Genomic DNA, 12,597 nt, shown 5'->3' on the forward strand with positions numbered 1-12,597 from the left:
CACGTGCCGGTGCGCTGGCCGTGGAGCCGATCACCGGGGACGAGGACACCGATGAGAACCGGCTCTACCCCCGCCACGAATTTAGCCCGGTGTGCGGTCGGCCGGAACTTACGCATCGCCCGGCGCGACAGCTCTCGGCTGTGTTCCGTCGACGGTTTGAGGGGTCAGGGGGTGATGGTGATGTAGAACGGGTCGCCGTCCAGGACGTGGTCGTTGTTTCTGAACTGCTCGATGAAGTCTGTCGCCGCCTGGGCAGGCCGCTAGGCCGAGCACGGGCACCATCAGCGGACAAAGAGCCAAGGGCCGGATCCCCACCATGTGCCGCTCCCGAACATGATCAGACATGAACGCGGCGATCGTAGCCGCCTCCCCGCCGCCGGGCAGACTTTCCGGCGCTCGCCCGGTAAATGCCGAGGCCGATCCCCCCAGGGGCAGTCTGCCTCGGGGCATGGCGCGGACCTCGCAGGGCCGGGAGACCGTGCAGGGCTTGCCCGGCGCCGCCCAGCAGACCGGGCAGACGTTGTTGCGGCCCGCGTCGTCCTGGTTGAGCGGTACTCGCAGCCTGGGCTGGCCGACACGGATGACCGTCATGGGGTGCCCTAGCTGGCACGCGCCATAGACCCGGTAGTTGTCGGTGTAGATGCGCGTGATCTCGGTCTTGAGCCACTCGTCACGGACCGCCCGGGCCGAGGCCGGGCGCGACTTGGCGGCGTAATAGGTGGACGGTGCGATCTTGGTGCCGTGCGCAGACAGCACCCGGCAGATCGGCTCGACCCCGAACACCTTGCGGAACGCGTCGATGAACGCGATCAGTACGTGTGTGGCCGGTCGAGCTCGGCCGCGAAGAAACCCGCAGCGGCCCTCAGGATCTCGTTCGCCCGCCGCAGCTCGGCGTTCTCCCGCTTGAGCTCGCTTCCTCGGAGGGGGTTCGCGGGCGCACGTGAGAAGCATCCGGTGCCGGAGTCGTTGGACCCGCGAACCCTGGGGCCCGGCTCCCTGGCGCTGGGGCCGGGCTCTCGGGCGGGTGGGAGGTTGGGCCGGTGGGCCCTGGACGCCGGGAGCGGGCGGTCTCATCCTCAGAAGCATGATCTCTCGGGATTCGGGGGCGTCGGCGATCGAGTACGGCGCGCTTCTTCTGGTTGCCGCCGTGGCCGTCACCGGCCTTGTCGAAACGGTCGGCGAGAGGCCCGCCCGGGCATGTCAGGCGGCGCTGTGCCGGATGTTCGGCGGGGACTGCGGAAGGCCGCGGACCGTGAGCGGGAGCGCCGGTGGAGCGTCCCCGCGTCCCTTGATGGCGCCCCGTGCTCCGAGGGCCGGGGCGGCGCGGGATGCGGTGCCGGGGGTGCCGCTGACGGCCAAGGCTCCGATCCCGCCGCGGGTGTGCGCGCCGAACCCTGGCGCGAAGTGGGTCGACGGGCTCAACGCGCACAACGACTACCAGAACCGCCGGCCGCTCAAGAGCGCGCTGAGCAACGGGGCCACGAGTGTGGAGGTGGATCTGGCGTTCGATCCCTCCGGCCGCCTCATGGTGACCCATGAGGCGATCGGCGATCCCGAGGGGAGGGAGTTCCGCGCCACGTACGTCAAGCCGCTCATCGACCGGGCGAAGAAGAACGGCGGGCAGATCTATCCGGGGCAGAACGGGAAGTTCCAGCTCTTCGTGGAGGTCAAGTCCAAGAATGGCGTGAAGCAGCGCAAAGAAGCCTACGAGAAGATCGTCAAGGCGGTGAAGGACCTTCCCGACAGCGTGGAGGTCGTCCTTCCGGTGAGTCTCATCGTGGGTTTTCCCGGCCAGAACCCGGTGGAGAATCCGCCGCCGCACATCACGTTCTCGCAGGGGTTCACGGCGTGCACGTCGACCGCCGAGCGGGGCTGTGAGAACGGCGAGAGGTGCAAGGTCCCGGACCAACTCGACCCCGTGACTCCCAAGGATCCCCACCTCACCGCGTACGCGGAGCACGTCACCGTGCTCAACGGCAGTTTCAGCGACTGCGTCTCCTCGAACGGCTCCCTCACCGAGGACGAGAAGCGCAAGTACCAGGAACTGGTTGATCGTGCGCATGCCGCGGGCCTCAAGGTGCGCCTCTATGAGGGCCCGGACGGTTCGAAGCGCGGGCTGTCATCGGGGAAGTTCTTCCAGTGCGCCATCGTGGCCTGCAACAACGATCAGCGGCACGACTGGTGGAACCTGCAGATAGCGGCCGGTGCCGACTACCTGGTGACCAACCACCTCGGGACCGGCGCCGACTGGCTGACGCACTGCGGATCTCCCAAGAAGAAGTGATCCGGAAGAGACGGGCTCCGTCCAGAAAGATCTTTCCGGCGAGCCGCTGCGCTGGGACGGATGCTCGCCGATCTCAGGTGAGCGCTTTCCAGCTTGATCGTGCTGGTCACAAGGTGGATGCGGTGGGCTGAGGTGGCCGGTGACGCGGCGAGGCCCCTGGTAGGAGCGAAGTCGACCAAAACAACCGCCCCTGCCAGGAGCCTCTGGTGTTGTTCTACCGTGCTGCGCTGGATCTGGCGCCCGCTACCCGTGCCTTCGTGGCCGAGCTGATCGCCGGCCACCGCGACCGGATCGGCTAGCGCTGGCGTGCATTGAACCCCGGCCGCCAGGCGCTGCTGGTGCTGGTGCACCTGCGCTGCAACGAGACCTTCGCGGTGCTGCCGGGCTCGACGCACGATCTCACCGCCGCCCGCACGCACGGCATCAGCGACCCGCTCACCAGCTGGGCGATCGCCTGCTACGCCGACGCCGCTCATCGAATTCATTCCAATGAAGCGGATGCTTGGCAACTCTATGAGATGGCCTGCTCGAGTAAATAGCGTCACAGGAGACCCTCTTCGTGTGATCGCGGCATTGGGGTATATTTTTAGTGTGGAACTGAAAATGCTGGGGAGATTTTGCCTCGATGATCCTTGGCGGCGAAGGTTTGCAAATGTTGTCTTCTTGTCAATTGTCGTGGTGTTGTTTGGGCTCGGGGCTCAGTCTGCGCGAGTTGCTGTGCACATGACTTGACTTGCGCTGCCCCTGAGCCAGATCCCGCCGACCCCGACACGGTTGACCGTCTCCGAGCCTCGGTGGTGGCGGCACTGATCGTTTCGGAACTCGTCACGGGACGCTGTCCCTTACCGGACACCACGATTGCCTCACCGGGCGACGATGGCGGGCGCCAGGGGCTCGGCCAGGTGGAGGCCGTTCTTACGAGGCGAGGTAGCGGAGGCGCGTCCTGCATCGTCGGCCTGATCACCGGCGGCATCGCCGCCCTACTCGTCTGAATTCGGTGGCGTGCAGTCTGGCTGCCGACCACGACCTGCTTTGCACCATGATCCTTCACAGTCGACCGTCACCCTCCGACGGCTCTCTCCCGTGAAGTGGGGCAAAGCCCGTTCTGTCTGGCTGGGCGACGTCAAGGCGGGGGCCGGGGCCGCGCCGGCCCACCCGTCGGCACACGGTGAAACCGGCCAGTGCGAGCAGCAGGAACGCGGGAACGAGCAGGGAGGCGCTCGGTGTCGCGTCCACCGGCCAGCCGGTGTCGCGTCGGTCGCCGTCCAGCAGGATCCGGCTGGCGGTCAGGAACGTGACGTGCGTGCCGATGGAGGTCCACAAAGAGGCCTGGCGCAGCGCTGTCCGGGCCGCGACCAAGGTCAGCCCGAACACCACCAGCAAGATCGCGTAGTCTGCGGGGTTCTGCCCGTTCGGCGCGATGCCGATCGGGTCGGCCTTGACGCCGATCAGATGCGCTGTCGCTGATCCGGCCACGGTCGAGGCGCCCGGGACCAGGAGGAACACCATTGTGGTGCCGAACGCCGCGCCCGCGCCTCCCAGCTGTCCGCGCAAGGACGCCCAGGTGTAGCCGCGCAGCGTCGTCTCTTCCGGCCACGCTTCGAGCAGGAACGCCACCACCGCGTTGGAGACGAGGAACCAGCCGAGAGTGACGATGTCGGGCGACGACCAGCGCATCATCCCCGCCGCCGTCCCCGCGCTCAGGACGAGGGCCGCCGCCGTCGCGGTCACGGCGACACCGGTCAGCAACGCCCGCGCGCTCGCTCTCGCGCCGCCGTACCCCAGCCACTCCGCGCGACGACGATCGCGGCGAGCAGCGAAGGCGACGAGCGGTACGGCGATGGCGCTGACGAGCGCGGCCGGAACGAGCCGCCCCGGGAAACCGTCGAGCCCGGCGCTGTCGGTGAGCGCCGACCCGACGGTGGTACCGACGCCGAGCGCCGTCGCCATGACGAGCCCGCCGAACAGAGCCCGCCCAAGGACACGCGCGAAAGAAAAAGGAGCATCGGCCAATTGAGTATCCTCGAACAATCGTCCACCTGCACGCTTGGAAAGGCGAGGCGACCAGAACACCGGCACCTCGTCCAGCTCCATCCTCATGCCGCCGGTCCGCCGCCGGCGTCGTCGCGACTGATGAATCACTCGTACATCCTTCGATGTACCACTCGGCCCGAGCGAGAACATTGGATGTCGTCGCGGATCTCCCAGCGGATGCGCAGGCCGCGGAACCAGGGAGTGTCTATGAACGGCGGATCCGATGATCAAGGAGACGCCCGGTGACTGACATCGGCGTCGAAGAGGAGTCCGCTGAGCAGCCGGTCCAGGCGCCGCAGGGTGCGGTGCCGGACGAGCAGCTGATCGCGATGCTGGGGGATCGTGCTCGGCCCCAGGGGCTGCAATCGACCGGTGGGGGGGCGGGCTGTTGCAGCGGCTGACCAAGCGGGTGCTGGAGTCCGCGCTGGAAGGCGAGATCACGGCCACGTCGGCTACGACAAGCACGACGCTGCCGGCCGGGGGAGCGACAACAGCCATAACGGGACGCCAGCCAGGACCGTGCTCACCGACGTCGCCTGGTCGGGTCAAAGTGCCCCGGGACATCGCCGGCAGGTTCGAGCCACAACTGGTCCGCAAGCGGCAGCGCCAGTTGACCGGGGTGGCATGAGATGGTGCTGTCGCTGTCCGGCGAAGGGCCTGACGCATGCGGAGATCAGCGCGCACCTGGCCGAGGTCTATGGCGCGAGTGTGTCCAAGCAGACTATCTCCACCATCACCGACAAAGGTGATGGTGGGCATGGCCGAATGGCAGAACCGGACATCGAACGCCGAACTCTGACACGCACTGGATTCCCTGCGCAGCAGAATCAGCAAGGGCTCGACCCCGACAGATCTCATGGGCAACCCCGCGCATCCGGCGTCCCGGATCTCCATTGACCGCCGAGCTGACCGATCAACCGCGAGCCCTTTTCGTGCCGGGGCTGAGGTAGCCAGGAACAGACCGACAACGCTGAGCGCGAAACGGCCGGTTAGCCTCATCACCATCGGTTTTGGAACGGCACGCGTTCCTCTCCTGCAGTCATGGAGCCACGGGAGCTTTGAGAACCTTGTCGGCCCGCTCTGAATCGGCGTTCTCCGTCCGCATCGCTTCCGCTGTCTTCGCCTGATCAAGTAGTGCCCGCGGCCTTAGCGCTGATCGCAATGACTGTCCGAGACGCTCAGCTGGCCTGGCTGAGCTGATGTCGAGGCCTGCCCGCGCTCGCTGTACAAGGAAGACGGCTGACCTGGAGTCACAGGAGGACCTGCAGTCGAGTTGCTCGTGGCGAGCGAACCGGTGCCGAGCGGTGACCACGCGGACCGCCGTCCCAGTACCGACGCCCAGCGTTAGTGCCGGCCCGGCCTTGCTCGCCGTACGGCTCCGAAGTGAAGCGCCCCGGGTCGGATTGAGGCTCGTTTCCTTGAGAGGATCGCGTGAGGGCACGTTCGTCCCCTCTATCCCCCTTGAGCTGCGCAGGCGCGCGGTCCGTAGGGTGGCCGAGGTCCGCCCGGACTACCCCAGTGAGTGGTCGGCGACGAAGGCCGTCGCGGCCAGGCTGGAAGTCACCTCGACCGAGACGGTGTGCAGCCGGGTGCGTCGGGCCGAGGCCGACGCCGGTGCCCGGCCGGGGACTACGGCCGAGGAATCGGCGGAGCTCAAGCGGCGCAAGCGGGAGAACGCCGAGCTGCTCCGGGCGAACGAGATCCTGAATGCGGCGGGGTTCTTCGCGGCCGAGCTCGACCGGCCACGCAGGTACTGATCGTGTTCATCGACGCGTTCCGTAAGGTGTTCGGGGTCGAGCCGAACTGCCCGGTGCTGTCTGCGCACGGCACCAAGATCGCACTGTCCACCTATTACGCCGCCAAGTCGTGTCTGGCCTCGCCCTGGGCGATCCGTGACGAGTGGCTCAAGACCGAGATCACCCGCATCTACACCGACTGCTACCGGCCTATGGAGCTCGCAAGATCTGGCGGCAGCTTCAGCGCGAGGGCCATGTCGTGGCGCGTTGCACGGTGGAACGGCTGATGCGCGAGCTGGGTCTGCAATGTGCCCGCCGCGGCCGCATGATCCGCACCACCGTCCAACTGGATCGGAACGTCAAACTCTGAGTAGGTAGCGCTTGGGTGTGGTGCCGACCGTGCGGCGGAAGGCCGCTAGGAACGCGCTCGCCGTGGCGTACCCCACGCTGTGGGCCACCCGCGATACCGGCTGCCCCTCGGCCAGCAGCGGCAGGGCGGCACGCAGCCGTACCTGCGTGCGCCAATGGTCGAAACTCATGCCCGTGTCGCGCACGAACAGCCGCGTCAACGTCCGCCGGCTCACCCCCGCCGCGCGGGCGTGAGCCTCCAGGCTGCGCGGGTCTGCCGGGTCTGCCAGCAGGGCTGCCGCGACTACCTGGACGCGCTCGTCGGTCGGTTGCGGCACGTTGATGGGTCGGGTGGGCAGAGGACGCAGCAGGTCGGGCACTACCGCCTCGGCACGCGACCGTGCTTCGTCGGTGAGGTCGGCGCGGTCCAGATACCCGATGAGCTCGGCCAGCAGTCCGTCGACGCCGACCGCCGTCGGTTCGGACCAGGCCACCGGGCAGTGGTCAGGCGCCAGATAGAGGCTGCACAGGACCGCGTCGCGGGTCGCGCCGGTGGTGTGGGTGACGCCGGCGGGCAGCCATAGCGCCCTGGTGGGCGGCAGGACCCAGTACACCTCGTCCACACCGACGCTCAGGACGCCGCGGCGGGTCCAGGCGAGTTGGTGGGAGGTGTGCTCGTGCGAGGGGATCCACTCTCCGGAGGCCAGCGGGAAGTGACCGACGGTGATCGCGCCCATGTCCTCCATGCGACACAGTCTGGCCCCATCGCGGATTGTGGCCAAATGCGGCGGAAAATAGCGTCGTTCAGATGCCGATGATCGTGTTGTGCCTTGTCCAGTTCATGCTCGTGCTCGACGACACCGTCGTGAACGTCGCCCTGCCCAGCATCCGCGATGACCTGGGCTTCGGCGCGTCCGGGTTGCCGTGGGTCGTCAACGCCTACTTCCTGGCCTTCGGCGGGCTGCTTCTGCTGTGCGGCCGGATGGCGGACCTGCTGGGCCGCCGCCGCGTCTTCCTCATCGGTGTCGCCCTGTTCGGGGCGGCCAGCCTGGCGTGCGGGCTCGCGCAACAGCCATGGCAGCTCGTGGCCGGGCGGTTCGTGCAGGGCACGGGCTCGGCGATGGCCGGTCCGGCGGCGATGTCGATGATCACGTTGCTGCATCCGGGGCCGGAAGAGCGGGCCAAGGCACTGGGCATCTGGGGCGGCATCGCGGCCCTGGGCGCAACGTCGGGGCTGGTGATCTCCGGGGCGCTTACGGACCTTGTGTCCTGGCGCTGGATCTTCCTGATCAACCTGCCCGTCGTCGCTGTGGCGCTGGCACTAATTCCCCGCCTGGTTCCCGAGTCCCGCGCCCCCGGGCGGCACCGCCTCGACGTTCCCGGCGCGGTCCTGGTCACCGGTGCCGCGGTGACGCTGGTGTACGGGCTGCTGCGCGCGGGTGAGACCGGCTGGACCGATCCGGTCGTCGGTGGCGTCGTCGTGTTGTCCGCCGCTTTGGCAGTGGCGTTCCTGGCGGCAGAGTCGCGGGCGGTCGCGCCGCTGGTGCCGGGGGCGTTCCTGGCTTCGCGGACGCGGGCGGTGGCCAACGGCGCGACCCTGCTGTTCTCGATGGCGATGTACGCGATGTCGTTCCTGCTGATGATCCAGGTGCAGACCGTCTTGGGGTACAGCCCGCTCCTGGCCGGCATCGCCTACCTGCCCTACGGCGCCGGCATCCTGTCGGGCATGTGGCTGTCCTCCCGTATCTCCCCCAGAATCGGGACGCGCTGGGCGCTCCTGCTGGCGTTCCTGGTCAACATCGCCGGCCTGCTGCTGCTATCCGGCCTGGCGGCGGGCGACTCCTACCCCGTCCACGTTCTGCCCGGCATGCTCGTGTTGAGCGTGGGCAACGGACTGGGCCTGCCCGTCATGGCCACGGCCGCGGTCGACGGCACCACCGAGGACGACGCCGGTCTCGGCTCGGCCCTGTTCACCTCCGTCCAGCAGATCGGCGGAGCCGTCGGAGTGGCCGCGCTCGCCATCATGGGCTACTCGAGCGGGCTCGTGGCGGGCGCGGTCTGCATGGCGCTCGGCGCCGTGCTCATCGTCGCGCTATTGCCGCCGCAGGCCGGCGGCTCGCGGCAGCCCGCCGACATGGAGGCGGCGGCCGAAGCGCGCCGATAACCGCTCGAGGTCTCGTGGCTGTCGCGCATCCGCATTGCCGGGGGGGCGTTGCGCAGGGCCGGACGGCATGGCGGGATTAACGCCCTGGCCCGCCAGATCCAGCAGGTGCTGCGAGCGCCTCCGTTCCACTAGCCGTCGCTGGTCGAAGACGCGATAGGCGAGCAGGCCCTTGCGCTGCTGACCGTCCTGGACACCGAGTGTGTCGACGTCGACCGGCTCAGCCAGGCCACCGGCGAGGCTTTCGTCCAGCACCCGACTACCAGATCTCATCACCAGGGGGCTGGGGAACGTCCGTGCAGGATCGTGCGCCTGTACGGCGCGTGACCGGGAGGCGCGGATAACAGCCCGTCCGGCCAACCAGCGACGCGCCCTCGGCTCGTTCAGCAGTTTCGTGGCGTGTGTGGCGGACGCGTTCATCGCCGCCTCGGTACCCAGCGCGATGAGCTTGTGGGACTTGCCGGTGCCGGAGTCACCGATCCGCAGAGTGGCTGGCTCTCCATTCACCTTGGCCTACGCCAACCCGCGCGCCAACGCCGACTTCGCCCGAAGCCGGATCGCCACCCACCTCACCGCCGCTCGCACCGTGCTGGCCGAAGCCACCGGCATGCTGGGCAGCGCCGCCACGAGCGCGGACCTAACCGAGCAGCGCGTTCTCGCCGCCCGAAAGCGCAGCTCGCAGGCGGCCTCGGCCGCTCCCGGCCAATCCCGGCTCCGGCCGACTCCCCGCCCCCGCACCGCCGAACCGGGACGAAGGCGCTGACGCGACGACCGCCCTGACATCGCATCTGCTCCGGACAACAGCCGACCGACCAGCGCGAGCCCCACCCATGCCATTGGCCCTGCGCATGACGGCCACCGCCTTCGACTCCCAGGGCGGCAAAGCCCGGTGGAGAGCGAACGTCCGAAGGTGCCGCATTCCCCGCCAAATGGCGATCAGCGCCGATGTCGACTCGGCATACGGGAAGGGCCGCGTACTATGCGGTCGCAAGGCCCAGGAAGCGCAACACCGCCAGGACGCGGCGGTGGTCGGCGTCGGCCTTGGGCAGGTCGAGCTTGGTGAAGATGCTGTTGATGTGCTTGGCGACGGCGCTCTCGCTCACCACCAGCTCGGTCGCGACGCCGGAGTTGGACCGGCCGCCCGCCATCAGCTCCAGCACCTCCCGCTCGCGCGGTGTCAGCCGGTCGAGCGGATCGCTGTGTCGGCGCACCAGCAGCTGGGCGACGACCTGCGGGTCGAGCGCGGTGCCGCCGGCCGCCACCCGGCGTACCGCCTCGGCGAACTCCTCGACGTCGGCGACCCGTTGCTTGAGCAGATAGCCGACGCCCGAAGTGTTGGCGGCGAGCAGATCGGCGGCGTACCGCTCCTCCACGTACTGCGACAGCAGGAGCACGGCGGTACGCGGATACTGGCGGCGGATCACCAGCGCGGCACGTACTCCCTCGTCGGTGAAGCCGGGCGGCATCCGCACGTCGACCACGGCGATGTCGGGACGGTGCTCCTCGACGGCCGCCAGCAGCCCTTCTGCGTCGGTGACCTGCGCGCACATCTCGAAGCCGGCCGATTCCAGCACCTTGACCACGCCGATGCGCAGCAAGAGGGAATCCTCGGCGATCACGGCGCGCACGGCAGCTCCACGGTGATGACGGTCGGGCCCCCGGCGGGGCTGTGGCAGGAGAACGTGCCGTCGACGGACGCGACGCGCTTGGCGAGCCCGGCGTGCCCGGTGCCGCCGCCGGCCGCTGCGAGATCCGCGCCGCCCGCGCCGTCGTCCGCGACGACCACCAACAGTGTCTCCCCGATCCGCTCCACGGTCACATCCGCCCGGGTCGCCTGGGCGTGTTTGACCACGTTCGTCAGGGCCTCGGAGACCACGAAGTACGCGACGGCCTCGACCGTGGGTGACGGGCGCCGCGGCAGGTCCACCGCCACGCGCACCGGGATCGGGAGGCGGGCGGCGACCCCGGACAGCGCGGCGTCGAGACCGCGATCCTCAAGGACGGCCGGATGCAGGCCGCGCACCAGGTTGTTCAGTTCGGCGATCGCCTCCTTCGCCTCGCGGTGCGCCTCGTCGATCACCTTGCGGGCATCGGCCGGCAGGTCGCCGAGGGTGGCCCTGGCCAGCCCCAGGTTGACGGCGAGTGAGACGAGGCGCTGCTGCGCGCCGTCGTGCAGGTCGCGCTCGATCCGCCGCCGCTCGGCGTCGGCGGCGTCGAGCACGCCGGCCCGGCTCTCGGCGAGGTCGGCGACCCGGCGGGTCAGCTTCTCCGTGCGGCTGGGGCCGAGCAGGACCTCGGCCGCCCGGGTGTCCAGCCGCACCAGAGCGCCGGTCAGCCGGGGCCCGAGGAGCAGAAGGGCGAGGCCGCCGGCGGTGATGTACGCGGCCTGCGTGGTGTACCCGAGGTCGGTGATCCGCCATTGCGGGGGCAGCGCCCAGATCCACACGTAGAGGGAGGCGGCCACGAGAGCGGCGGCCCAGACGGCGAGGACGGCGAGGTCCAGGACGGCCAGCAGCGGGCCCGCCACGGCGTGGTAGCAGACCTGCCGCCACAGGGCCCGCGTGGTCAGCCGGCGTACCGCCGACCTCCAGTTGCGTCCGGGCCCGGGTGCGGCGGGGCGCGGGAGGTCCTCGCCGACGAGTGCCCGGTAGCGCCGCCGCTGCCCGGCGGTCAGCAGGGGTGTCACCACGAGCGTGAGCAGTACGGGCAGCGCGATCACGGCCGGCGCCCCCGCCATCGCGCCGGCCAGCCAGAGCCACAGTGGCACCACGGCGAGGTGGAGCGGCAGGCCGGCGGCGACGAGCGCGGTCCGGTGTCCCGTCCCGCGGAACGGCCGGCCCAGCACCAGCTGCAGCCACGTCGTGAGTTGCATGCGTCAAACGGTAAAGCCGCAGGCCATCCCCATGCCATGACGCTGCCGCCCGCTTCGGGGGTGCACTTTGCTCCAGCCCAGGTCGGAACCCTGCGTGACTGACGGCGCCCCAGTGCACGCCGGAGGCCGGAGTACGTGAATGGGGCAGCCGACGGGGAGCGGGGAAAGAGGATGCGTCAACTGGCGTTGTGCGATGAAGAAGGGTGAGGCCGACCAGGCTGGCCTTCGAAGCGGCGTAGCCCGTATCACCGGCGAGGTCCTCCACGTCTGCGCCGGCTCCCAACTCCCCCTGCGACCCGGCCGGAGGCGGGTCGTCCAGGAGTCGGGGTCGTGCATGAATGGCAGCAGTCGGCGTTGACCAGGCCCGTAGGCGATCACATGGGGCGAGCTTCGCCGCAGGACACGGTTACCCCGCCGAGGTGGGTGAACTCGGCGGTGACCGGGCGATCCGGTTCCAGGGGGACGGCGTCGGTCATCCCGCCGGTGAGGACGATCCAGCCCTCTTCCAGGGCCAGTCCTCGCTCGGCGAGGGAGTTGGCGGCGAGCGCGAGTGCCCGTGCCGGGTGGCCCTGGACGGCCGCGCCTGTCGCGGTGTCGACCACTGTGCTCCCCACGCTGAGCACGCAGGTTTCGACGGCGAGGTCCAGGTCGGTGGGCTCCACTTCCTTGTCTCCCAGGACGAAGAGGGCGGACGAAGCGTTGTCGGCGACCACGTCGGGGAGGGTGAACCGGAAGTCGCGGTAACGGCTGTCGATCACTTCCAGGCCCGCGGACACGCTCCGCACCGCCGCCATCGCCGAGGCCGGTGTGACCCCGGGGCCCTCCAGTCTGCGCCCCAGGGTGAAGACGATCTCGGGCTCCACCCGCGGGTGTATGAGCTGTTCGACCGGCACGGGTGCGGCGGGTTCGAGCAGCATGCCGTCGGTGAGCCAGCCGGTCAGCGGCGCGGACACGCCCATCCGCTGCTGCTTGGCCCGCGAGGTGAGGCCGAGCTTGACACCGACGATCCTCTCGCCCGCGGCGACCCTGGCCGCCACCAGTCCCGACTGCACCTGGTAGGCGGTCTCGAGGTCCAAGCCCGGCCAGTCTTCAGTGAGGGGATGGCGCGCGGTACGGTCCGACTCCGCCGCGCGCAGCGCTTCTACGGCCCGATCGACCGTCC

Annotated in this window: 13 protein-coding genes, 2 pseudogenes and 1 other annotated feature; of the genes and pseudogenes, 9 read left to right on the top strand and 6 right to left on the bottom strand. The window is 69.3% G+C overall.

The features are described from left to right. Nucleotides 1–612 precede the first annotated feature (612 nt). Nucleotides 613–908, bottom strand: a pseudogene (locus AB0C87_RS09255) (IS3 family transposase); the annotation flags it as partial. Continuing rightward, nucleotides 724–855 (bottom strand) — a sequence feature (AL1L pseudoknot). Its footprint overlaps the pseudogene before it by 132 nt. A gap of 434 nt (nucleotides 909–1,342) precedes the next feature. On the opposite strand from AB0C87_RS09255, the gene AB0C87_RS09260 reads away from it, so the two are divergent. Beyond that, a complete protein-coding gene (locus AB0C87_RS09260) occupies nucleotides 1,343–2,284 on the top strand; it encodes a hypothetical protein (RefSeq protein WP_360577034.1) in 942 nt (313 codons plus the stop codon). Nucleotides 2,285–2,490: 206 nt separating this feature from the next. Continuing rightward, nucleotides 2,491–2,724 (top strand): annotated as a pseudogene (locus AB0C87_RS09265) (hypothetical protein); the annotation flags it as partial. A gap of 607 nt (nucleotides 2,725–3,331) precedes the next feature. Here the strand turns inward: AB0C87_RS09265 and AB0C87_RS09270 are convergent. Further along, nucleotides 3,332–4,384 carry a CPBP family glutamic-type intramembrane protease gene (locus tag AB0C87_RS09270; RefSeq protein WP_360577035.1) on the bottom strand — a complete coding sequence of 351 codons (1,053 nt, stop codon included), beginning with the start codon at nucleotides 4,382–4,384 and terminating at the stop codon, nucleotides 3,332–3,334. 176 nt (nucleotides 4,385–4,560) lie between these two features. Between AB0C87_RS09270 and AB0C87_RS09275 the strand changes: the two genes are divergently transcribed. The 5 genes from AB0C87_RS09275 to AB0C87_RS09295 all read left to right on the top strand — a co-directional run bounded on the left by AB0C87_RS09275 (nucleotide 4,561) and on the right by AB0C87_RS09295 (nucleotide 6,424). Then, nucleotides 4,561–4,719, top strand: a complete 159-nt coding sequence (locus AB0C87_RS09275) for a hypothetical protein (RefSeq protein ID WP_360577036.1) — start codon at nucleotides 4,561–4,563, stop codon at nucleotides 4,717–4,719. After that, the gene (locus AB0C87_RS09280; protein WP_360577037.1) at nucleotides 4,691–5,215 is read left to right on the top strand and encodes a transposase; all 525 of its coding nucleotides are present in this window, start codon (nucleotides 4,691–4,693) and stop codon (nucleotides 5,213–5,215) included. Before AB0C87_RS09275 ends, AB0C87_RS09280 begins: the two co-directional genes overlap by 29 nt. A 593-nt stretch (nucleotides 5,216–5,808) precedes the next feature. Beyond that, nucleotides 5,809–6,075 (top strand): hypothetical protein, encoded by a 267-nt coding sequence (locus AB0C87_RS09285; protein WP_360577038.1) that lies wholly within the window; start codon nucleotides 5,809–5,811, stop codon nucleotides 6,073–6,075. 2 nt (nucleotides 6,076–6,077) lie between these two features. Next, a complete protein-coding gene (locus AB0C87_RS09290; RefSeq protein WP_360577039.1) occupies nucleotides 6,078–6,341 on the top strand; it encodes a hypothetical protein in 264 nt (87 codons plus the stop codon). Next, on the top strand, nucleotides 6,314–6,424 hold the full coding sequence (locus AB0C87_RS09295) for a hypothetical protein (RefSeq protein WP_360577040.1): 111 nt from the start codon (nucleotides 6,314–6,316) through the stop codon (nucleotides 6,422–6,424). Before AB0C87_RS09290 ends, AB0C87_RS09295 begins: the two co-directional genes overlap by 28 nt. On the opposite strand, the gene AB0C87_RS09300 is transcribed toward AB0C87_RS09295, so the two are convergent. Continuing rightward, nucleotides 6,414–7,148 carry a helix-turn-helix transcriptional regulator gene (locus tag AB0C87_RS09300; RefSeq protein ID WP_360577041.1) on the bottom strand — a complete coding sequence of 245 codons (735 nt, stop codon included), beginning with the start codon at nucleotides 7,146–7,148 and terminating at the stop codon, nucleotides 6,414–6,416. The genes AB0C87_RS09295 and AB0C87_RS09300 overlap by 11 nt on opposite strands. Nucleotides 7,149–7,210: 62 nt before the next feature. Between AB0C87_RS09300 and AB0C87_RS09305 the strand changes: the two genes are divergently transcribed. Both AB0C87_RS09305 and AB0C87_RS09310 read left to right on the top strand, forming a co-directional pair. Next, nucleotides 7,211–8,566: an MFS transporter gene (locus tag AB0C87_RS09305; RefSeq protein WP_360577042.1), complete on the top strand. Its 1,356-nt coding sequence runs from the start codon at nucleotides 7,211–7,213 to the stop codon at nucleotides 8,564–8,566. A gap of 400 nt (nucleotides 8,567–8,966) precedes the next feature. Beyond that, entirely contained in the window at nucleotides 8,967–9,326 is a 360-nt protein-coding gene (locus tag AB0C87_RS09310; RefSeq protein WP_360577043.1) for a hypothetical protein, read from the top strand. Nucleotides 9,327–9,540: 214 nt separating this feature from the next. Here the strand turns inward: AB0C87_RS09310 and AB0C87_RS09315 are convergent, their stop codons facing one another. From AB0C87_RS09315 to AB0C87_RS09325, 3 genes are all read right to left on the bottom strand, one after another. After that, complete coding sequence (locus AB0C87_RS09315; RefSeq protein ID WP_360577044.1) at nucleotides 9,541–10,191, bottom strand: response regulator transcription factor; 651 nt, start codon at nucleotides 10,189–10,191, stop codon at nucleotides 9,541–9,543. Beyond that, nucleotides 10,179–11,435 carry a histidine kinase gene (locus AB0C87_RS09320; RefSeq protein ID WP_360577045.1) on the bottom strand — a complete coding sequence of 419 codons (1,257 nt, stop codon included), beginning with the start codon at nucleotides 11,433–11,435 and terminating at the stop codon, nucleotides 10,179–10,181. Before AB0C87_RS09320 ends, AB0C87_RS09315 begins: the two co-directional genes overlap by 13 nt. Before the next feature lie 374 nt (nucleotides 11,436–11,809). Continuing rightward, nucleotides 11,810–12,511 (bottom strand): 4-oxalocrotonate decarboxylase, encoded by a 702-nt coding sequence (locus AB0C87_RS09325; protein WP_360577046.1) that lies wholly within the window; start codon nucleotides 12,509–12,511, stop codon nucleotides 11,810–11,812. Between the last annotated feature and the right edge of the window lie 86 nt (nucleotides 12,512–12,597).

This window comes from Actinomadura sp. NPDC048021, from assembly GCF_040653135.1.
In the GTDB taxonomy this organism is placed as follows: Bacteria; Actinomycetota; Actinomycetes; order Streptosporangiales; family Streptosporangiaceae; genus Spirillospora; species Spirillospora verrucosospora.

Coding starts and splice junctions, on each gene's coding strand:
- AB0C87_RS09320 (WP_360577045.1), bottom strand. CDS start 11,435: ATGCAACTCACGACGTGGCTGCAGCTGGTGCTGGGCCGGCCGTTCCGC.
- AB0C87_RS09305 (WP_360577042.1), top strand. CDS start 7,211: ATGCCGATGATCGTGTTGTGCCTTGTCCAGTTCATGCTCGTGCTCGAC.
- AB0C87_RS09270 (WP_360577035.1), bottom strand. CDS start 4,384: ATGAGGATGGAGCTGGACGAGGTGCCGGTGTTCTGGTCGCCTCGCCTT.
- AB0C87_RS09300 (WP_360577041.1), bottom strand. CDS start 7,148: ATGGAGGACATGGGCGCGATCACCGTCGGTCACTTCCCGCTGGCCTCC.